Source organism: Streptomyces sp. NPDC039424 (assembly GCF_055639495.1).
In genome coordinates this window covers 191640-212301 of record NZ_JBVKAI010000005.1, presented here as the reverse complement: position 1 = coordinate 212301, position 20662 = coordinate 191640, and the positions used below count along the sequence as shown (strand labels likewise).

Annotated in this window: 20 protein-coding genes; 11 read left to right on the top strand and 9 right to left on the bottom strand. The window is 68.7% G+C overall.

The features are described from left to right. Positions 1-36 precede the first annotated feature (36 nt). Together ACZ7L0_RS15280 and ACZ7L0_RS15275 are read right to left on the bottom strand one after the other, a co-directional pair. Entirely contained in the window at positions 37-1119 is a 1083-nt protein-coding gene (locus ACZ7L0_RS15280; protein ID WP_471242924.1) for an inositol-3-phosphate synthase, read from the bottom strand. A gap of 43 nt (positions 1120-1162) precedes the next feature. Continuing rightward, positions 1163-1846, bottom strand: a complete 684-nt coding sequence (locus tag ACZ7L0_RS15275) for a PadR family transcriptional regulator (protein WP_471242923.1) — start codon at positions 1844-1846, stop codon at positions 1163-1165. A 362-nt stretch (positions 1847-2208) separates the two neighbouring features. Here ACZ7L0_RS15275 and ACZ7L0_RS15270 point away from each other — a divergent pair, with 362 nt between their 5' ends. Both ACZ7L0_RS15270 and ACZ7L0_RS15265 read left to right on the top strand, forming a co-directional pair. Beyond that, on the top strand, positions 2209-4806 hold the full coding sequence (locus tag ACZ7L0_RS15270) for a transglycosylase domain-containing protein (protein ID WP_471242922.1): 2598 nt from the start codon (positions 2209-2211) through the stop codon (positions 4804-4806). A 128-nt stretch (positions 4807-4934) separates the two neighbouring features. Then, entirely contained in the window at positions 4935-6452 is a 1518-nt protein-coding gene (locus ACZ7L0_RS15265) for a glycosyltransferase family 87 protein (RefSeq protein WP_471242921.1), read from the top strand. 92 nt (positions 6453-6544) lie between these two features. Here the strand turns inward: ACZ7L0_RS15265 and ACZ7L0_RS15260 are convergent, their stop codons facing one another. From ACZ7L0_RS15260 to ACZ7L0_RS15250, 3 genes are all read right to left on the bottom strand, one after another. Further along, positions 6545-7576, bottom strand: coding sequence for an alanine racemase (locus ACZ7L0_RS15260; protein ID WP_471242920.1), 1032 nt, complete (start codon positions 7574-7576; stop codon positions 6545-6547). A gap of 67 nt (positions 7577-7643) precedes the next feature. Beyond that, entirely contained in the window at positions 7644-8765 is a 1122-nt protein-coding gene (femX, locus tag ACZ7L0_RS15255) for a peptidoglycan bridge formation glycyltransferase FemX (RefSeq protein WP_471242919.1), read from the bottom strand. A gap of 178 nt (positions 8766-8943) precedes the next feature. Continuing rightward, a complete protein-coding gene (locus ACZ7L0_RS15250; protein WP_471242918.1) occupies positions 8944-9258 on the bottom strand; it encodes a hypothetical protein in 315 nt (104 codons plus the stop codon). Between the two features lie 264 nt (positions 9259-9522). Here ACZ7L0_RS15250 and rpsF point away from each other — a divergent pair, with 264 nt between their 5' ends. From rpsF to rplI, 4 genes are all read left to right on the top strand, one after another. After that, a complete protein-coding gene (rpsF, locus tag ACZ7L0_RS15245; RefSeq protein ID WP_471242917.1) occupies positions 9523-9813 on the top strand; it encodes a 30S ribosomal protein S6 in 291 nt (96 codons plus the stop codon). A 75-nt stretch (positions 9814-9888) separates the two neighbouring features. Then, positions 9889-10470, top strand: coding sequence for a single-stranded DNA-binding protein (locus ACZ7L0_RS15240; protein ID WP_471242916.1), 582 nt, complete (start codon positions 9889-9891; stop codon positions 10468-10470). A gap of 57 nt (positions 10471-10527) precedes the next feature. Beyond that, positions 10528-10764 (top strand): 30S ribosomal protein S18, encoded by a 237-nt coding sequence (rpsR, locus tag ACZ7L0_RS15235; protein ID WP_003949403.1) that lies wholly within the window; start codon positions 10528-10530, stop codon positions 10762-10764. A gap of 18 nt (positions 10765-10782) precedes the next feature. Then, positions 10783-11229: a 50S ribosomal protein L9 gene (gene rplI, locus ACZ7L0_RS15230; RefSeq protein ID WP_471242915.1), complete on the top strand. Its 447-nt coding sequence runs from the start codon at positions 10783-10785 to the stop codon at positions 11227-11229. 104 nt (positions 11230-11333) lie between these two features. On the opposite strand, the gene ACZ7L0_RS15225 is transcribed toward rplI, so the two are convergent. Further along, positions 11334-12671, bottom strand: a complete 1338-nt coding sequence (locus tag ACZ7L0_RS15225; RefSeq protein WP_471242914.1) for an MATE family efflux transporter — start codon at positions 12669-12671, stop codon at positions 11334-11336. Between the two features lie 459 nt (positions 12672-13130). Between ACZ7L0_RS15225 and dnaB the strand changes: the two genes are divergently transcribed. Further along, a complete protein-coding gene (dnaB, locus tag ACZ7L0_RS15220; protein WP_471242913.1) occupies positions 13131-14606 on the top strand; it encodes a replicative DNA helicase in 1476 nt (491 codons plus the stop codon). Positions 14607-14674: 68 nt separating this feature from the next. After that, the gene (locus tag ACZ7L0_RS15215; RefSeq protein ID WP_471242912.1) at positions 14675-16060 is read left to right on the top strand and encodes a serine hydrolase domain-containing protein; all 1386 of its coding nucleotides are present in this window, start codon (positions 14675-14677) and stop codon (positions 16058-16060) included. Positions 16061-16112: 52 nt separating this feature from the next. On the opposite strand, the gene ACZ7L0_RS15210 is transcribed toward ACZ7L0_RS15215, so the two are convergent. Beyond that, positions 16113-16568: a GNAT family N-acetyltransferase gene (locus ACZ7L0_RS15210; RefSeq protein WP_471242911.1), complete on the bottom strand. Its 456-nt coding sequence runs from the start codon at positions 16566-16568 to the stop codon at positions 16113-16115. 9 nt (positions 16569-16577) lie between these two features. Beyond that, positions 16578-17036: a MarR family winged helix-turn-helix transcriptional regulator gene (locus tag ACZ7L0_RS15205; RefSeq protein ID WP_471242910.1), complete on the bottom strand. Its 459-nt coding sequence runs from the start codon at positions 17034-17036 to the stop codon at positions 16578-16580. Between the two features lie 144 nt (positions 17037-17180). Here ACZ7L0_RS15205 and ACZ7L0_RS15200 point away from each other — a divergent pair, with 144 nt between their 5' ends. Together ACZ7L0_RS15200 and ACZ7L0_RS15195 are read left to right on the top strand one after the other, a co-directional pair. Beyond that, the gene (locus ACZ7L0_RS15200) at positions 17181-18389 is read left to right on the top strand and encodes an MFS transporter (RefSeq protein WP_471242909.1); all 1209 of its coding nucleotides are present in this window, start codon (positions 17181-17183) and stop codon (positions 18387-18389) included. 53 nt (positions 18390-18442) lie between these two features. Next, positions 18443-18862 carry a GlcG/HbpS family heme-binding protein gene (locus ACZ7L0_RS15195; protein ID WP_471242908.1) on the top strand — a complete coding sequence of 140 codons (420 nt, stop codon included), beginning with the start codon at positions 18443-18445 and terminating at the stop codon, positions 18860-18862. A gap of 24 nt (positions 18863-18886) precedes the next feature. On the opposite strand, the gene ACZ7L0_RS15190 is transcribed toward ACZ7L0_RS15195, so the two are convergent. Further along, positions 18887-19753 carry a GNAT family N-acetyltransferase gene (locus tag ACZ7L0_RS15190; RefSeq protein ID WP_471242907.1) on the bottom strand — a complete coding sequence of 289 codons (867 nt, stop codon included), beginning with the start codon at positions 19751-19753 and terminating at the stop codon, positions 18887-18889. A 193-nt stretch (positions 19754-19946) separates the two neighbouring features. On the opposite strand from ACZ7L0_RS15190, the gene ACZ7L0_RS15185 reads away from it, so the two are divergent. Next, complete coding sequence (locus ACZ7L0_RS15185; RefSeq protein WP_471242906.1) at positions 19947-20579, top strand: HAD family hydrolase; 633 nt, start codon at positions 19947-19949, stop codon at positions 20577-20579. Positions 20580-20662 lie beyond the last annotated feature (83 nt).

Here is a 20662-nt window from a genome sequence, read left to right as displayed (position 1 = left end):
AGCCCTGGCAGGAGCGTTTTCGGCGTGGCCGGTCGGCTAGCGCTCGACCTCGCCGCGGATGAACTTCTCGACGTTCTCGTACGCCTCGTCGTCGAAGTACTGAACCGGCGGGGACTTCATGAAGTACGAGGAGGCCGACAGGATCGGGCCGCCGATGCCGCGGTCCTTAGCGATCTTCGCGGCGCGCAGGGCGTCGATGATGACACCGGCGGAGTTCGGGGAGTCCCAGACCTCGAGCTTGTACTCCAGGTTCAGCGGGACGTCGCCGAAGGCACGGCCCTCGAGGCGGACGTACGCCCACTTGCGGTCGTCCAGCCAGGCCACGTAGTCGGACGGACCGATGTGGACGTTCTTCTCGCCCAGGTCACGGTCCGGGATCTGCGAGGTGACGGCCTGGGTCTTCGAGATCTTCTTGGACTCGAGGCGGTCGCGCTCCAGCATGTTCTTGAAGTCCATGTTGCCGCCGACGTTGAGCTGCATGGTGCGCTCGAGACGGACACCGCGGTCCTCGAACAGCTTCGCCATCACACGGTGCGTGATGGTGGCGCCGACCTGCGACTTGATGTCGTCACCGACGATCGGGACGCCCGCCTCGGTGAACTTGTCCGCCCACTCCTTGGTGCCGGCGATGAAGACCGGAAGGGCGTTGACGAAGGCGACCTTGGCGTCGATGGCGCACTGGGCGTAGAACTTCGCCGCGTCCTCAGAGCCGACGGGCAGGTAGCAGACGAGGACGTCGACCTGCTTGTCCTTGAGGATCTGGACGACGTCGACCGGCTCCTCGGCGGACTCCTCGATGGTCAGGCGGTAGTACTTGCCGAGACCGTCGAGGGTGTGGCCGCGCTGGACCGTGACGCCCTTGTTCGGGACGTCGCAGATCTTGATGGTGTTGTTCTCGCTGGCACCGATGGCGTCCGAGAGGTCGAGGCCGACCTTCTTCGCGTCGACGTCGAAGGCGGCGACGAACTCGACGTCACCGACGTGGTAGTCGCCGAACTGGACGTGCATCAGGCCGGGGACCTTGGACGCCGGGTCGGCGTCCTTGTAGTACTCGACTCCCTGAACCAGCGACGCCGCGCAGTTGCCCACGCCGACGATGGCTACGCGAACCGAACCCATTCCGGTTGCTCCCTGTGTGTACGAGTGAGGCCCTGAGTGGGACTCACGTGGCGGTGTCGCCGGACGGATCCGGCCGGGGGTCGTCCCCCGGCCGGGGCAGGCCGCCCGACGCTCCAGATGTGGTGTCCTGCTGAGCGGTCCCCCCGGAGGCGGAACCCTTGAGGTCCCGTCCGGCCCGCTCGCTCTCGATGAGCTCGTTCAGCCAGCGCACTTCGCGCTCCACGGACTCCATCCCGTGGCGCTGGAGCTCGAGCGTGTAGTCGTCGAGGCGCTCCCGGGTGCGCGCCAGGGAGGCGCGCATCTTCTCCAGGCGCTCCTCCAGTCGGCTGCGGCGGCCCTCCAGCACGCGCATGCGTACGTCGCGCGACGTCTGCCCGAAGAAGGCGAAGCGTGCGGCGAAGTGCTCGTCCTCGTACGCGTCGGGGCCGGTCTGCGAGAGCAGCTCCTCGAAGTGCTCCTTACCTTCCGCCGTCAGCCGGTAGACGATCTTGGCGCGGCGTCCGGTGAGCGAAGCGGCGAGGGCGTCCTCGGGCGTGCTGCCCGGTTCCTCGATCAACCAGCCGTTGGCGACCAGCGTCTTGAGGCAGGGGTACAGCGTTCCGTAGCTGAAGGCGCGGAACACACCCAAGGACGTATTGAGTCGTTTGCGCAGCTCATAGCCGTGCATCGGTGATTCGCGGAGCAGACCGAGTACGGCGAACTCCAGGATCCCGGAACGCCGGCTCATGGTCGCCTCCCCTCTCCGCTTCTCGCTTATCTCGCGCTGATGTATCGACTCGATACATCCAGACGATAGAACGGCCTTCCGCATGCGACAAGAGGGGGGACGGTGAACGGGATCACATCACCGATTCGTAGGAGGCGAGTTGCCCGGTTTGGTATGAACTTCGGGGCTAGACGGGTTTTGACGGTGCGTAGTCTGTGCGGCATGGATACCGCCGGGAACCAAGTGACGCCTGGGGAGTGTCATCGTCCTCGGTGCGGTACGGATGAATGCAGGAACCACCGCATCCGTACTTCGGGGGGACCGGAAACCAGCCGCCGTTTCCAGGCGCGCACGGGTGCGCCTGCCCGAGGAGTAATCGTTCGATGAGCGAGCACCGTCGCAAACAGCCGCAGCCGCAGGAGGGCGGACGTGCCGCGGCCCGACGCGGCCAGTCCGGCTCGTCCTCCGGCCGCCGTGCGGCTCCGCGTGGCGCCACCGGGTCTCCTTCCGACGCCTATGGGCCGGGAGGTGATGACCGCCAGTACGGGAGCCGCGCCGAGGCCCGCCGGGCGGCGCAGAGAAGCCAGGGCGGCCGCCGCAGAACCCCGGACGCCGCGGGGGCGGCCGGTCCCGGGCGGGGCCGGGCGAGCGGACCACCTCCCAAGAAGCGGTTCATCGACTACCCCCGAGCGGGCAAGTGGGGCTGGCGCCGCTGGACGCCCTCCTGGAAGCTCGTCTCCGGGCTGTTCATCGGCTTCGTCGGCAGCCTGGTCGCCCTGTTCGGCGTCGGCTACTTCATGGTGGGCGTCCCGAGCGAGAACATCGCGGCCCAGTCGCAGAACAACGTCTACTACTGGTCCAACGGCAAGCAGATGGTGGCCACCGGTACGGGGGTCAACCGGCAGAACGTCACCATCGACCAGATCCCCGAGGCCATGCAGTGGGCGGTGATCTCGGCCGAGAACAAGAGCTTCTACTCGGACTCCGGCGTGGACCCCATGGGTATCGCCCGGGCCCTGGCCAACATGGCGCGGGGTGGTGATACGCAGGGTGGTTCGACGATCACCCAGCAGTTCGTCAAGAACACGTATCTCAGCCAGGAGCAGACGGTCTCCCGGAAGTTCAGGGAGATGCTCATCTCCGTCAAGGTGGGGACGAAGTTCAAGAAGAAGCAGATCCTCCAGGGCTACCTGAACACCTCGTACTACGGCCGCGGCGCCTACGGCATCCAGGCCGCCGCCCAGACGTACTACGGCAAGGACGCGGTCAAGCTCACGCCGAGCCAGTGCGCCTTCCTCGCGGCGCTGCTCAAGGGACCGACGTACTACGACCCGGCGGGCAACCCGGACCTCGACAAGGCGGCGTCGCAGGAGGCCAACACCAAACGCTCCGAGTACCGCTGGCGCTGGATCCTCGGTGAGATGCACAAGGACAAGCACCTCAGCGATGCCGACTACCAGGAGGCGGTCAAGGAGTACCCCAAGCCCCAGGGCCGCAAGGCGACCAAGGGCATGACCGGCCAGATCAGCTACCTGGCCGACACGGCGAAGAAGTACGTCCTGGCGCACTCCGACATCACGGAGGCGCAGTTCGACAAGGGCGGCTACCAGATCTACACGACCTTCGACAAGGACAAGGTCAACGCCCTGAGCGCGTCCGTGAAGAAGATCGAGAAGCAGCGCCTCGACCCGAAGACGCGGAAGCTCGACAAGTACGTCCAGTTCGGCGCGGCCTCGGTGGTGCCCAAGGACGGCGCGATCGTGGCGCTCTACGGCGGTGCCGGTTACGAGAACGAGCACTTCACCAACAACGCCGACACCCAGGGTGTCCCTGTCGGTTCGACGTGGAAGCCGTTCGTGCTGGCAGCGGCCATGGAGTACGGCACGTACAAGACCGACGGCGTGGGCGTCTCGCCGCTGAGCAAGTACAACGGCAATGACCACCTCAAGGTGAAAAAGCCGGACGGCTCGTACTACCTGAACAAGGACAACTCGTACTTCTTCCAGAACAACGAGAGTGACCACCCCTGGGGCTACATCTCCCTGCGCAAGGCGATGGAGCAGTCCATCAACACGCCGTTCGTTCAGCTCGGTGTGGATGTGGGGATGACGCACGTGCGCGATGTCGCCAAGGCGTCCGGCATCCTGAGCGACACCATGGCGCAGGATCTCAATCCGTCGTTCGCCATTGGTACGTCGACCCCCAGCGCGATCCGCATGGCCGACGCCTACGCGACCTTCGCCGCCTCCGGCAAGCACGTGGACCCGTACTCGGTGACCGGGGTCAAGAAGGACGGGCAGGAGCTGCCCGGCTTCACGAAGCCGAAGATCAGCACGGCCATGGACCCGAACGTGGCGCACAACATCACGGACACGCTGGAGAACGTCATCCAGAACGGTACCGGTCAGAACGCCAAGGCCCTGGGCCGTACGGCGGCCGGCAAGACCGGTACCACCGACAGCAACAAGTCGGCCTGGTTCGTCGGCTACACCCAGCAGTTGTCGACGTCGGTCGCGATGTTCCGGGAGAACCCCAAGGACCACAAGCTGCTGTCCATGAACGGCACGGCGGGAGCGGACTCCATCCACGGTGGTGACATCCCGACCTTGGTGTGGACCGAGTACATGAAGGCCGCGCTCAAGGGCAAGTCCGACCCGGGCTTCCCGGAGGCGGAGGAGATCGGTGAGATCGCGGACGAGGCGGGTGTTCCGTCGCCGACGCCGTCGGTCAGCATCACGCCGCCGAGCGAGACCCCGACCCAGTCCCCGAGCCCCACGCCCAGCGAGACGCCGACCACCGCGTCGCCCACGCCGACCGAGTCCTGCCAGTTCGGCTGGGGCAACTGCTCCGACACCGGCGGCACCGACGGGGGCAACACGGACGGAGGCGTGACCTCCTCGCCGACAGCCACGGAAACCACCGGAAACGGCAACACCAGAGGCAACGGCAATGGAGGCATCTTCGCCGGGCAGACCGGCTAGACCGGAGCTCCGACCGGTTGGCGGTCATTTCGCCCGCCAAGGGTGTTTCACGTGAAACACGGGCCGCCGCACCACCAGGTGCGGCGGCCCTCGGCGTATTCCTAGGCTGGTACGGCAGGATGTGCCCCATGCCCAGCGCAGAGACGACGCCCGCGAGCGTGCACGAGTCCGAGCCGGTGCGGCCGACCAAGGAGGACGAGGTCGCCGCGGCCGGCAGTGAGCTGATCGGCGGCCCCCTAGGGCGGCGCGCCCTGCTCGGGACGTCCTGGTGGACTCCCGTACGGGTCGTGGCGCTCGTGGCGATCGGCATGTTCGCCCTCGGCCTGGTCCAGAAGGCCCCCTGCTACAACGGCGCCTGGTTCTTCGGCGCCAGTTCGCAGTACACGCACGCGTGCTACTCGGACATCCCGCACCTCTACCAGGGGCGTGGCTTCGCCGACGGACTGGTGCCGTACTTCGACAAGCTCCAGGGCGATATGCAGTACCTCGAATACCCGGTGCTGACCGGTGTGTTCATGGAGGTGGCCGCATGGCTCACGCCCAGCAGCGGCAGCATCCAGCACCAGGAGCAGTGGTACTGGTTCGTCAACGCCGGGATGCTGATGGCGTGCGCCGCCGTCATCGCCGTCTGCGTCGCCCGCACCCACGCCCGGCGCCCCTGGGACGGCCTGCTGGTCGCCCTGGCGCCCGCGTTCGCGCTGACCGCCACCATCAACTGGGACCTGCTGGCGGTGGCCCTGACGGCCGCGGCGATGCTGATGTGGGCGCGGGGACGCTCCGTCGCCTTCGGTATCCTCCTGGGGCTCGCCACGGCCGCGAAGCTGTATCCCGTCTTCCTCCTCGGCCCGCTGTTCGTCCTGTGCTGGCGCGCGGGCAGGTGGCGGGCGTACTTCACTGCGGTGGGCGGCGCGGTGGTGGCCTGGCTCGCCGTGAACCTGCCGGTGATGTACTTCGCCTTCGACGGCTGGTCGAAGTTCTACACCTTCAGCCACGACCGGGGCGTCGACTTCGGCTCCTTCTGGCTGATCTGGGCCCAGAACTCGAGCAACCCGCCCAGCACCGACACGGTCAACTTCTTCGCCACGCTGCTGGTGGTGCTGTCGTTCCTGGGTATCGCGGTGCTCACCTTCACGGCCCCGCGCCGGCCGCGCTTCGCGCAGCTCGCCTTCCTGATGGTGGCGGCCTTCATCCTCACCAACAAGGTCTACTCACCGCAGTACGTCCTGTGGCTCGTCCCCCTGGCCGTGCTCGCCCGGCCGAAGTGGCGGGACTTCTTGATCTGGCAGGCGTGCGAGGTCGCGTACTTCCTGGGCATCTGGATGTACCTCGCGTACACGACCAGCGGGGACGCTCACAAGGGCCTGCCGACGCACGGCTACCAGTGGGCGATCGCGCTTCACCTGCTGGGCACCCTGTACCTGTGCGCCATCGTGGTGCGGGACATCCTCATGCCGGAGCGGGACGTGGTGCGCCGCTCCGGCGACGACGACCCCTCGGGCGGGGTGCTCGACGGTGCGGAGGACGCGTTCGTGCTCGGTCCGGCGGCCCACCCGCCGCGGCACGCCGCGCACCTCGACGGGCCGTACGGCGCCCAGGTGGAGTGGGGCAACCGGGAGCAGCTACCTCCTGGAGGCAGTTCGCTCTGAGCGAACAGGGCGTGGGCCAGGCGCGCGAAAGGCCGTACACGGACGGGTCCGGGAGGACCCCGTGTACGGCCTTTCGGCTGCCGGGGGGCTGGTCAGCGGTCGACGATCCGGTCGAACTGGGTGGTGGTGTGCCGCAGATGGGCCACCAGCTCCTCGCCCACCTTCGGCTCGGGCGCGTCCGACGGAACGAACAGGATCGACACCTGCATGTGCGGCGGCTCCGCGAACCAGCGCTGCTTGCCGCCCCAGACGAACGGGGAGAGGTTCCGGTTCACCGTGGCGAGACCGGCCCGTGCGACGCCCTTGGCACGCGGCATGACGCCGTGCAGGGCCTTCGGGGCCTCCAGGCCCACCCCGTGCGACGTACCGCCCGCCACGACCACCAGGAAGCCGTCCGAGGCCGCCTTCTGCTGGCGGTAGCCGAAACGGTCACCCTTGGCGACGCGCGTGACGTCCAGGACCGCTCCGCGGTACTCGGTGGCATCGTGGTCCCCCAGCCACAGCCGCGTGCCGATCCGGGCGCGGAAGCGGGTCTGCGGGAACTGCTGCTGGAGCCGGGCGAGGTCCTCGGCCTTGAGGTGGCTGACGAACATCGTGTGCAGCGGCAGCCGGGCCGCGCGCAGCCGGTCCATCCAGCCGATGACCTCCTCGACGGCGTCCGAGCCGTCGGTGCGGTCCAGCGGCAGGTGGATGGCGAAGCCCTCCAGCCGGACGTTCTCGATGGCGGAGTGGAGCTGCGGCAGGTCCTGCTCGCTGATGCCGTGCCGCTTCATCGAGGACATCACCTCGATGACCACACGGGCGCCCACGAGGCCGTACACGCCGTCGATGGACGACACCGAACGGATGACCCGGTCGGGCAACGGGACGGGCTCCTCGCCCCGTCGGTACGGCGTCAGCACCAGCAGGTCACCGCCGAACCAGTCCTTGATGCGCGCGGCCTCGTACGTCGTGCCGACGGCGAGGACGTCGGCGCCCAGCCGCGTGGCCTCCTCCGCCAGGCGCTCGTGCCCGAAGCCGTAGCCGTTGCCCTTGCAGACCGGGACGAGCCCCGGGAACTGCTCCTGCACGTGCTTGTGGTGCGCCCGCCAGCGCGCGGTGTCGACGTAGAGCGTGAGCGCCATGGCCGGACCTGGACCCTTTCTCGTGGCTGCGGTGTAGCAGAGATGTGGAAGCGAACAGCGAGAGACGTCAGCGGCGCGACATGTAGATGTCGAGCGCCTTGTGGAGCAGCTTGTTCAGCGGGAAGTCCCACTCGCCGAGGTACTCGGCCGCCTGGCCGCCCGTGCCCACCTTGAACTGGATCAGGCCGAAGAGGTGGTCGGTCTCGTCCAGCGAGTCGGAGATACCGCGCAGGTCGTAGACGGTCGCGCCGAGCGCGTAGGCGTCGCGGAGCATCCGCCACTGCATGGCGTTCGAGGGCCGGACCTCGCGGCCGATGTTGTCGGAGGCGCCGTAGGAGTACCAGACGTGCCCGCCGACGATCAGCATCGTCGCCGCCGACAGGTTCACGCCGTTGTGCCGGGCGAAGTACAGCCGCATCCGGTTGGGGTCCTCGGTGTTGAGGGCCGTCCACATGCGCTGGAAGTACGACAGCGGGCGTGGCCGGAAGTGGTCGCGCACGGCCGTGATCTCGTACAGCCGCTGCCATTCCTCGAGGTCCTGGTAACCGCCCTGGACGACCTCGACGCCCGCCTTCTCGGCCTTCTTGATGTTGCGGCGCCACAGCTGGTTGAAGTTCTTGTGGACCTCTTCCAGGGAGCGGTTGGCGAGGGGCACCTGGTACACGTACCGGGGCTGTACGTCGCCGAAGCCGGCGCCGCCGTCCTCGCCCTGCTGCCAGCCCATCCGGCGCAGCTTGTCGGCCACCTCGAAGGCGCGCGGCTCGATGAAGTCGGCCTCGATGTCGCGCAGGCGCTTCACGTCCGGGTTCTGGATGCCCTGCTTGATGGAGTTGGCCTCCCAGCGCCGGATGATCACCGGGGGGCCCATCTTCACGGAGAACGCGCCCTGCTGCTTGAGGTGCGCCAGCATCGGCTGGATCCAGTCGTCCAGATTCGGCGCGAACCAGTTGATGACCGGGCCCTCGGGAAGGTAGGCGAGGTAGCGCTTGATCTTGGGCAGCTGGCGGTAGAGGACCAGGCCCACGCCGACCAGCTGGCCGGTCCGCCCGTCGAACCAGCCGAGGTTCTCGGAGCGCCACTCCGCCTTCACATCAGCCCAGGCCGGGACCTGCATGTGGCTCGCCGACGGCAGGCTCTGGATGAATGCCAGATGCTGCTCTCGGCTGATGGTCCTCAGGGTCAGGCTCATTCGGGGCGCTCCTCGGGCTGGTGTGTCCCCATGGGTACAGGGGCTCCTGGCTCTCGCGCCGAAGCCTACTGCGCCTCGCGAGCGCCCTGACTGGGCGTACGGCACCTTCGCCCCGGCCTGTAGGCCGCCGGGACGTCCGGGAGTTGTGTCGAGGTGCCGGATGGACAGCGTACGGGGGTCAGCCGAAGAGCCCGCCGAACAGGCCGCCGTGCGCCATGCCGAGCCCGAAACCGACGCCCGAGGCACCGAGACCCAGGATCAGACCGAAGCGCTCACGCGTGGTCTCCGAGATCCACTGTCCGTACGCGCCGACGACGATCCCCACCAGGCCGGCCCAGGAGCTGAGCAGGTGGAGGCCGCTGAAGAACGACGTGATGAAGGCCGTCAGGCCGAGCACCAGCGTCACCGCCGTCAGGGCGTCCTGGAGCGGATGGGGCTTGCCGTCGGTGGCGAAGAGGGATCCGGCGGTGTTGGGTCGCAATGCCTGTGCCATGGGGCACCTCCTGCGGAAGGCGGCGCACGGTAGCGCCGTACACACCCGATGTGTACAGATTGGCGGTCCACCCGGCCTGATTTCAACCGGAAGCACGGGTGCGGGTACTCTGTACCGTCTGCACCGGTGTCTGCCCACGTCACGGCAGGGGATCCCCCGAGGAGCCCCCGATTGTCAGTGGCGGCCGATACCGTTGCGTACGCATCACAACCCTCCTGCCACGGAACGACCGTGGCCGCTGAGTCCAAAGGAGGTGGGTTCCACATGCGTCACTACGAAGTGATGGTCATCCTCGACCCCGATCTCGAGGAGCGCGCTGTCTCCCCGCTGATCGAGAACTTCATGTCCGTCGTCCGTGATGGCGGCGGCAAGGTGGAGAAGGTCGACACCTGGGGCCGTCGTCGTCTCTCGTACGAGATCAAGAAGAAGCCCGAGGGCATCTACTCGGTCATCGACCTGCAGGCCGAGCCTGCGGTCGTCAAGGAGCTCGACCGCCAGATGAACCTGAACGAGTCGGTCCTCCGGACCAAGGTCCTCCGTCCCGAGACCCACTGAGCTCTCCCGCTCAGCTGATCCCGGGATTCGAGTAGCACCAAGCAGCCAGCAGCAAACCCGCCGAGAGGTTCCCCCATGGCAGGCGAGACCGTCATCACGGTCGTCGGCAATCTTGTCGACGACCCCGAGCTGCGCTTCACCCCGTCCGGTGCGGCGGTCGCGAAGTTCCGTGTCGCGTCCACCCCCCGCACCTTCGACCGCCAGACGAACGAGTGGAAGGACGGCGAGAGCCTCTTCCTGACCTGCTCGGTCTGGCGTCAGGCGGCGGAGAACGTCGCCGAGTCGCTCCAGCGAGGCATGCGCGTCATCGTGCAGGGCCGGCTGAAGCAGCGGTCCTACGAGGACCGCGAGGGCGTCAAGCGCACGGTCTACGAACTGGACGTCGAGGAAGTCGGCGCCAGCCTGCGCAGCGCCACGGCCAAGGTCACCAAGACCGCCGGCCGCGGTGGCCAGGGCCAGGGTGGTTACGGCGGCGGCGGCCAGGGTGGCGGCGGCTGGGGCGGCGGCCCCGGTGGCGGCCAGCAGGGCGGCGGCGCTCCCGCCGACGACCCGTGGGCGACCGGCGCTCCCGCCGGTGGCCAGCAGGGCGGCGGCGGTGGCTGGGGCGGTGGCTCCGGCGGCAGCGGCGGCGGCTACTCGGACGAGCCCCCCTTCTAGGCCTTCGGGCCAAGGGTGGGCCGTACCCACACTTCTTGATCACACAGGAGAATCACCATGGCGAAGCCGCCTGTGCGCAAGCCGAAGAAGAAGGTCTGCGCTTTCTGCAAGGACAAGGTCACGTACGTGGACTACAAGGACACGAACATGCTGCGGAAGTTCATTTCCGACCGCGGCAAGATCCGTGCCCGCCGCGTGACCGGCAACTGCACGCAGCACCAGCGTGACGTCGCCACGGCCGTGAAGAACAGCCGTGAGATGGCGCTGCTGCCCTACACCTCCACCGCGCGATAAGGGAAGGGTGACCGACAAATGAAGATCATCCTCACCCACGAGGTCTCCGGCCTCGGTGCCGCGGGCGACGTCGTCGACGTCAAGGACGGTTACGCTCGCAACTACCTGATCCCGCGGAAGTTCGCTATCCGCTGGACCAAGGGTGGCGAGAAGGACGTCGCGCAGATCCGTCGCGCTCGCAAGATCCACGAGATCCAGACCATCGAGCAGGCCAACGCTGTGAAGGCCCAGCTCGAGGGCGTCAGGGTCCGTCTGGCCGTCCGCTCCGGCGACGCCGGTCGTCTCTTCGGTTCCGTCACCCCGGCCGACATCGCGTCCGCGATCAAGGCTTCCGGTGGCCCCGAGGTCGACAAGCGCCGCATCGAGCTGTCCGCTCCGATCAAGACCCTGGGCGCCCACGAGACGTCCGTGCGTCTGCACCCCGAGGTTGCCGCCAAGGTCAACATCGAGGTCGTCGCGGCCTGATCGCTGCGCTCGGCTTGAACAGCTGAGAGAAGGGGCCGCACCCCAACGGGTGCGGCCCCTTCTTCGTTGTGTTTCACGTGAAACGTCGGTTTCACGTGAAACGGTCAGAGCGTCGCGCCGGTCACGATCCACCGGCCGGAGCGGGCGCGCCTCCAGAGCGTCAGCATGCGTACCGTCATCATCAGCGTCATCGCTCCCCAGAGTGCGGTGAGGCCGCCGCCGAGGGCGGGGACGAGCAGCGCCACGGGAGTGAAGACCGCCAGAGTGAGCACCATCGCCCAGGCGAGGTACGGTCCGTCGCCCGCTCCCATCAGGACTCCGTCCAGGACGAAGACCACTCCGCAGACCGGCTGGCAGAGCGCCACCACGAACAGGGCCGGCAGTGCGGTGTCCTTGACGACACCGTCACTGGTGAACAGCGGCAGGAAGAGCGGTCTGCTGATCACCACCAGCAGGGCGAGTACGGCACCGGCTGCGATGCCCCACTCCACCATGCGGCGGCAGGCGTCCCGGGCGCCCTGGGGGTCGTCGGCACCGAGGTAGCGCCCGATGATGGCCTGCCCGGCGATGGCGATGGCGTCGAGAGCGAAGGCGAGCAGGCTCCACAGGGAGAGGATGATCTGGTGCGCTGCCATGTCGGCGTCTCCGAGGCGGGCCGCGACAGCCGTGGCGATCATCAGGATCGCGCGCAGTGACAGCGTCCGTACCAGAAGCGGCACGCCGGCTTGGGCGGAGGCCCTGATCCCGGCGGCGTCGGGGCGCAGCGAGGCGCCGTGCCGGTGAGCTCCGCGAACGACCACCGTGAGATAGACCGCGGCCATGCCGCACTGGGCGATGACGGTTCCCCAGGCGGAGCCCGCGATGCCGAGGCCGGCGCCGTAGACGAGACCTGCGTTGAGGGCACCGTTGGCGACGAAGCCTCCGACGGCGACGTAGAGGGGGGTCCTGGTGTTCTGCAGTCCGCGCAGCACACCGGTCGCGGCGAGTACGACGAGCATGGAGGGAATGCCGAGTGCCGAGATCCGCAGATAGGTGATCGCGTACGGGGCTGCCGTGTCCGAGGCACCGAAGAGCTCCACGAACGCCGGTGCCGTGGGCAGGACGAGGGCGATGACGGCGGCGCCGAGCAGCAGCGCCAGCCAGATACCGTCCATGCCCTGGCGGATGGCGGCTCCGAGGTCGCCGGCTCCGACGCGGCGGGCGACGGCTGCCGTGGTGGCGTAGGCGAGGAAGACGAAGACGCTCACGGCGGTGGTGAGGAGGGCGGACGCCACCCCGAGGCCGGCGAGCTGGGCGGTGCCGAGATGACCGACGATCGCGCTGTCGGCCATGACGAACAGCGGCTCGGCGACGAGTGCGCCGAAGGCTGGGACGGCCAGCGCGACGATCTCGCGGTCGTGCCGTCGCCGGCCGGCCCTGGGGATCACGGAAGCCTGTGGCATGAGCACTAATCTAATCGTCCACAGGTAAGAGATGCAAGCCGCCTGCACCCCTTACTGATCGTCTTGTTCCGGTTGCTTCCGCACACCGTTCGAAGCGATCTTGGTCCGACTGGGGAAGTTTTTCTTCTGCACAGCCAGTGGACGGTAAACGTGCAGGTCAGAGCGGTTCGAGTGAAAGAATCGAGGGCTTGTTCACAGGGCTGTCCACCGGGTCGTGCACAGGTTTCGGCGGGTTCTCCACAGCATCGGGGCCGTCGTCCACATGGCCTGTGGATAACCAGATTGGCTGACGGTGCCGACGGGCCTACCGTTGTCCGGCGCCCGCTCCTTTCGCCGGCCTCGGAAAGCTCACAAAACCGACGCGGCGGAACCGGAGTTGGGTCTCTTTAGTTGTCAGTGCCGTGCCGTAGAAATGAGGGCACGGCGAGGTCCGCCGTGCGGACGGGAGGAGGTGGCTCGGTGAGCATTTCCGAGCCCTTGGACGATCCGTGGGCCGACAGCGGTCCCAGTGATCGTCTGCCCGCCTCCCGTCGGAGCAACGGCGGCCGGGGCCGTGACGAGCAGCACGACCGGGGTGGCGACGGCGGCGGGTGGGAGGGCGGTGGTTCGTCCTTCGAGCGCGTTCCGCCGCAGGACCTCGGTGCCGAGCAGTCCGTGCTCGGCGGCATGCTGCTGTCCAAGGACGCCATCGCCGACGTCGTCGAGGTCCTCAAGGGCCACGACTTCTACAAGCCCGCCCACGAGACGATCTACCAGGCGATCCTCGACGTCTACGCCAAGGGCGAGCCCGCCGACCCCATCACCATCGCCGCCGAACTCACCAAGCGCGGTGAGATCAACAAGATCGGCGGAGCGGCGTATCTGCACACCCTCGTCCAGACGGTGCCGACGGCCGCCAACGCCGAGTACTACGCCGAGATCGTCCACGAGCGCGCGGTGCTGCGCCGCCTGGTCGAGGCCGGCACACGCATCACGCAGATGGGATACGCGGCCGACGACGACGTCGACGAGATCGTCAACCGCGCCCAGGCCGAGATCTACGCCGTCACCGAGCAGCGCACCAGCGAGGACTACCTCCCGCTCGGCGACATCATGGAGGGCGCCCTCGACGAGATCGAGGCGATCGGCTCGCGCAGCGGCGAGATGACGGGCGTACCCACCGGGTTCACCGACTTCGACTCGCTGACGAACGGCCTGCACCCGGGCCAGATGATCGTCATCGCGGCGCGTCCCGCCATGGGTAAGTCGACGCTGGCCCTGGACTTCGCGCGGGCCGCCTCCATCAAGCACAACCTGCCGAGCGTGATCTTCTCGCTCGAGATGGGCCGCAACGAGATCGCGATGCGTCTGCTGTCCGCCGAGGCCCGCGTCGCCCTGCACCACATGCGCTCCGGCACGATGACCGACGAGGACTGGACCCGGCTGGCCCGCCGTATGCCGGACGTCTCGGCCGCCCCGCTCTTCATCGACGACTCCCCGAACCTGTCGATGATGGAGATCCGCGCCAAGTGCCGTCGCCTCAAGCAGCGCAACGACATCCGGCTGGTCGTCATCGACTACCTCCAGCTGATGCAGTCCGGCGGCTCCAAGCGGGCCGAGAACCGGCAGCAGGAGGTCTCGGACATGTCGCGTAACCTCAAGCTGCTCGCCAAGGAGCTGGAAGTCCCGGTCATCGCGCTCTCCCAGCTCAACCGTGGCCCCGAACAGCGCACCGACAAGAAGCCGATGGTCTCCGACCTGCGTGAGTCCGGCTCCATCGAGCAGGACGCCGACATGGTCATCCTGCTGCACCGCGAGGACGCCTACGAGAAGGAGTCGCCCCGCGCGGGCGAGGCCGACCTGATCGTCGCCAAGCACCGTAACGGCCCTACGGCGACGATCACGGTCGCCTTCCAGGGCCACTACTCGCGCTTCGTGGACATGGCTCAGACCTGAGGCGGAGGGCGTCCCGCCCTCGGTGAAAACAACTCGACGGGCGCTGCCCCACCGGATGGACTGAGGGCATGACGACATCTCCTGAAGAACTGCTTCCCGCCACCCGGCGGGCACTGCTGCACCGGATCGCCGTGGCGCAGGCCGAAGGGCGGGCACCCTCGCTGGTGGCAGCGGTGGTACGGGACGGGCGGGCCGTGTGGCACGGGTCGCGGACCTCGGTGGACGGACACGGACCGGACGAGAACGTCCAGTACAGGATCGGGTCGATCACCAAGACGTTCACCGCCGTTCTGGTGCTGCGGCTGCGCGACGAGGGCGTGCTCGATCTCGGCGACCCGCTGGAGAAGCATCTGCCGGGCACCGGTGCCGGGGAGGCCACCGTCGCCGAACTGCTCGCGCACACGGGCGGGCTGGCGGCGGAGTCGCCCGGACCCTGGTGGGAGCGCACCCCGGGCTCGCTTCGCCCCGAGCTGAGCGATGTGCTGGGTGCGCAGCCCCTGCTGCATCCGGTCGGCAGGCGGCACCACTACTCGAACCCCGGCTACACGCTGCTGGGCGCACTGGTGGAGGAGATGCGCGGCGCTCCCTGGGAGGAGGTGCTCCGGCGCGAGGTCCTGGAGCCCCTGGGCCTGCACCGCACGAGTGGTCGGCCGCAGGCACCGCACGCGGGTGGCTGGGCGGTTCATCCGTGGGCCGACGCGCTGCTGCCCGAGCCGGTGGAGGATCTCGGTCGGATGGCACCCGCCGGTCAACTGTGGTCCACCACCGGTGACTTGGCCCGGTTCGCCGTCTTCCTGGCCCAGGGGGACGACCGGGTGCTGAGCGCGGAGTCGGTGCGGGAGATGCGGACGCCCGCGGCGCCGGCCGAGGCCGCGGACGTGATGGACGGTGCCACCTACGGTCTGGGCCTGCAGATCCAGCGTCGCGACGGCAGGCTGCTGGTGGGGCACTCCGGCTCGCTGCCGGGCTTTCTGGCGAACCTCACCATCAGCGTGGCGGACGATATCGGTGCCGTGGTGCTGGCCAACTGCACCTCGGGCCCGCTGCTGTCCGCAGTGGGCGCCGACCTCGTCCGTATCGTCGCCGAAGCCGAGCCGCGGATCCCCGAGCCATGGCGGCCGCTGCCCGAAGTCGACCCGTCCGTGCTGGAGTTGGCCGGGCAGTGGTACTGGGGCACGCACGCGTTCGCCCTGCGGGTGACGGCCGACGGGTTCGTATCCCTGGGGCCGCTGTCCGGCAACGGCCGCAGCTCGCGCTTCAGGGCCCATGGTGACGGTACCTGGACGGGCCTGGAGGGCTACTACGCCGGAGAGCTCCTGCGGGCCGTACGGCGCTCGGACGGAGCCCTCAGCCATCTGGACCTCGGATCGTTCGTGTTCACGCGCCAGCCGTACGACGAGGAGGCTCCTGTGCCCGGTGGTGTGGACCCCGAGGGCTGGCGGGGGATCCGCTAACCGGCTCCGACCCTGGCGGCCTGTTTCACGTGAAACAGGCCACCTCTGGTGCTCAGAGCGAGAGCTTGAGGCCCACGTGCGAGGCCGTGAAGCCGAGCCGCTCGTAGAAGCGGTGGGCGTCCGTCCGCGTGTTGTCGGACGTCAGCTGCACCAACTGGCAGCCCAGGCGCCGGGATTCGTCGATCGCCCACTCGATGAGCCGCGTGCCCAGACCGCTGCCGCGCTCGTCCGCGTGGATGCGGACACCCTCGATGACCGACCTGGTGGCCCCGCGCCTGGACAGCCCGGGGATGATCGTGAGCTGGAGCGTGCCGACGACACGGCCCCCGCGTGCCGCGACGACCACCCGCTGGTTGGGGTCGGCGCTGAGCCGCTCCAGCGCGGTCAGATACGGGGCCAGGTCGTCCGGTGACTCGCGCTGGGCGCCCAGCGGGTCGTCGGCGAGCATGCCGACGACGGCGGGGATGTCATCGGCGACGGCGGCGCGTATCTCGAAATGATCTCCCATGGGCGCACCCTACGCGGGCACGTTCAGAGACTCCACCACGCGCACCAGCGGCGCCAGTTCGGGGTTTCTGGCCGCCGTGTCGAGGGCGTCCCGGAGGGCGGCGTCATTGGTCGGCCGTGCCTCTTCGAGCAGCTTGAGGCCTGCCTCGGTGACGTTGGTGTAGATGCCCCGGCGGTCGGTGGGGCACAGGTAGCGCTCGAGCAGACCTCGGTCCTCGAGCCGGGTGACCAGCCGGGTGGTGGCGCTCTGGCTGAGGACGACCGCGTCGGCGACCTGCTTCATCTGCAGATGACCTCCTTCGCCCTCGTGCTGCCGGCTGAGCACGTCCAGCAGGGAGTACTCGCGCACGCTCAAACCGTGCCCGTTCTGCAGCGCGCGCTCGATGTGCGCCTCGATCCTCCCGTGCAGCAGGGAGAGGGCGCACCAGCCCTGGGCGAGAGCGGTGAGCGCGGGGTCCGTCGCTGTCATGAGGCTTTCTCCTCCGTCCCGGAGCGGCTGAGTCCCAGGATAGAGCAGCGCCGCAATAGACCGCGTTTGCATATAGCCAGCGTCTGCAACTATTGTGAACGCACGCAAAGCGCTCCTGCAATCGTCTGGGAAGGTGTACCCCACATGCCTCTCGCGCTTCTGGCCCTCGCGATCGGGGCCTTCGGAATCGGCACGACCGAGTTCGTGATCATGGGCCTGCTGCCCGAGGTCGCGGGTGACTTCGGGGTTTCCATCCCCACCGCGGGCCTCCTGGTCACCGGCTACGCGCTCGGTGTGGTGCTGGGCGCCCCGCTGATGACCGTGCTCGGCACCAAGGTCTCGCGCAAGCGGATGCTGATGCTGCTGATGGGCCTGTTCATCGCCGGAAACCTGCTGTCCGCCGTCGCCCCCGTCTTCGCGGTCATGCTGATCGGACGTGTGGTCGCGTCCCTGGCGCACGGCGCCTTCTTCGGCATCGGCTCGGTGGTCGCGGCCGACCTGGTGGCCCCGGACAAGAAGGCCGGTGCCATCGCCATGATGTTCACCGGTCTGACCGTCGCCAATGTCGTCGGCGTCCCGCTGGGCACGCTCGTCGGGCAGCACGTCGGCTGGCGCGTCACCTTCGGCGTCGTCGCGGCCCTCGGTGTGGTCGGTCTTGGCGGCATCGCCAAGCTGGTCCCCGAGATACCCAGGCCGCAGGGCACGCACCTGCGCCACGAGCTGGCCGCCTTCAAGAACGCCCAGGTCCTGCTCGCCATGGCGATGACCGTCCTCGGCTTCGGCGGCGTCTTCGCGGCCATCACCTACATCGCGCCGATGATGACCCACGTCGCCGGCTTCGCCGACGGCTCCGTCACCTGGCTGCTGGTTCTGTTCGGCCTCGGCATGGTCGGCGGCAACCTGGTCGGCGGCAGGTTCGCCGACCGCGCGCTGATGCCGATGCTGTACGTCTCCCTGGGAGCCCTGTCCGTCGTCCTCGCGCTCTTCACGCTCACCGCGCACAACAAGATCGCGGCAGCGGTGACCATCGCCCTGATCGGCGCTCTGGGCTTCGCGACCGTCCCGCCCCTGCAGAAGCGGGTCCTGGACCAGGCGCACGGCGCCCCGACGCTGGCGTCGGCCGTGAACATCGGTGCCTTCAACCTGGGCAACGCCCTCTCCGCCTGGCTGGGCGGCATGGTGATCGCGGCCGGCTTCGGTTACACCGCGCCCAACTGGGTCGGCGCCGTACTCGCCGCGGCGGCCCTGGTCCTGGCCCTGCTCTCCGCGGCCCTCGAGCGCCGTGACACCGCCCGCGGCACCGTGGTGGCGTCCGGCACGCCCACCGGGCGGCGGACGACCGTCCACCACTGAGCCACCGCACCACCGAGCACGACCTCTGTGACACCGCTAGGAGAAACCCCCGCATGACCACCACCACCGCCGCCCCGCTGACCGCCCCCGACGCCGAGACCCTCGTACACGCGGCCCGTGCCGCGGCCGAGGCCGCTGGAGCCGCCGTGAGCATCAGCGTCCTGGACGCGGGCGGCCACCTGCTGGCCTTCCGTCGGGACGACCGGGCCGTGCTGATCTCCGGCGAGACCAGCACCCGCAAGGCCTATACGGCGCTTCAGCTGAACGCCCCCACCGCCGATCTCGTCGACGCCGTCCAGCCCGGCGCTCCCTTCCACACCCTGCCCACCGCGCTGGACCGGCCGCTGCTGTTCATCGCGGGCGGCATCCCGGTCCACCGTGACGGCCGCCTCATCGGTGCGATCGGCGTCGGCGGCGGCACGCCGGAGCAGGACCACGGCTTCGCCCTCGCCGCCGTGGCGGCGCTCGCCTGATCCCGCTCCCCGTACGCCGGTCGCTCAGCCCGCCGCCACCGTCAGTGGAGCGAACCGGCGGGTCCAGTCCCCGGGCAGATCCGTGACGCCGTACGTCATGACGGAGTTGAAGGCGACGGACTCCAGCCCGCGCTCCTTCGCCCACGCCAGCAGTGCCTCGTGCCGTACGTCGATGTCGGTGCGCAGCGGCCGGTCGGTGTGGGCGGCCAGCGAGGCGAGGAGGGCCTTCGCCGTCTCCGTGTCCCGGGCGATCAGGGGGCCGACGACCTGGGTGTCCATATTGGGCCAGGCCCCCGCGTACCCGATGATCCGGCCGTTCTCCTCGGCGACGCGCAGCTGGTCGGCGAAGGCGGGCAGCCGCGTGACGATGTGCGTGCGGTCGGCGCCGAACACCTCCTCGTCGAGCCGGAGGATCGAGGTGAGGTCCTCGGCGGTGGCCGCACGCGTCGTGACCCGGTGTTCCGGCCCGCCCGGCGTGAAGTGCCCCGTGAGCATCTCGGCCCGGCCGGTGACCTTGAAGCCCAGCTCCTCGTAGAGGGGGCGGCCGTACGGCGTCGCGTGCAGGGTCAGGGGGGTGGTCCCCATGGCGGAGACGATGTGGCGCATCAGCCGGCGCCCGACGCCCTGGCGGGCATGCCGCTCGGCCACCAGGACCATGCCGATGGCACCCAGATCGGGGCGGTCCTGCGGGCCGTACTCCGTGACGACGCACGCGGCGACCAGTCCGCCGGCGGGGTCGTCGATGCCGTAGCCCCGACCGGCCGTGAGGAGGAAGCCCCACTTGTGTTCCTCCCGTGGCCACCCCCGGTCTTCGGACAGGTCGGCGCAGGCGGTGAGATCGCGCAGCGTCAGGCGGCGGATGGGCAGAGCGGCGAGGGATGGAGTCGGCACGCAGGTCAGGCTGTCCGACCAGTGGCCTCGGCGTCCACCTGTTTCGGGGCACACGCACGTGCTTTTGGCCATGCCGTGGTCATCTGCACAGCGCGCGGACAGACACCGGCTGTTTCACGTGAAACATCGGCGAACGGCGAGCGTCCGGCAGGCCGCCGAAAAGCGGCGCGGCTGTCCCATTAGCCTCTGCGCCATGGCGAGGCTTCATCTCTTCGATCTCGACGGCACTTTGCTGCACGGCACCACCGCACCCGTGGAAATTTCCCGCCAACTCGGCTTGGAGGCCCAGGCGGTGGCGCTCGACCGGGAGATCGCGGCGGGGCGAATCGGACCGCCGGAATACGCGACCCATGTGCGGGCGCTGTGGGCGGAGCTCACCGAGTCGCATGTGGTGGCCGCTTTCGAAGGTGCTCCCTGGCTCGCCCGCATCCGTGATGTCTGGGCGGAGATCCGGAGCACGGGTGACTATTGCGCGGTGGTGTCGCTCTCGCCCTCCTTCTTCGTGGAGCGGCTTCTGGACTGGGGAGCGCATGCCGCGTTCGGGTCCCGCTTTCCCGCCGTGCCGTTCACCGAGCCCGTGGACCCGGCCGGCGCCCTCAACTCCGCGGCAAAGGTACGGATCGCGGACCGGTTGTGTGAGGAGTTCGGGGTGACGCGCGCCGACTGTGTCGCCTACGGAGACTCGATGTCGGACAAAGACCTGTTCAGCGCGGTGCCGGTATCGGTCGCGGTCAATGCGGACGGGCATCTCTCCGGTCTCGCGACACACTCCTACACGGGCCGGGATCTGTGGGAGGCCTACCAATTGGTCGGCCCCGCCCGGTAATTGAGGGAATCGCTGGTTCCACCCCGGCCGGATTCGTGGGGGAGCGAGGGGGGACTTGTGTGCACGGCGGCGGCCGGTAGGGT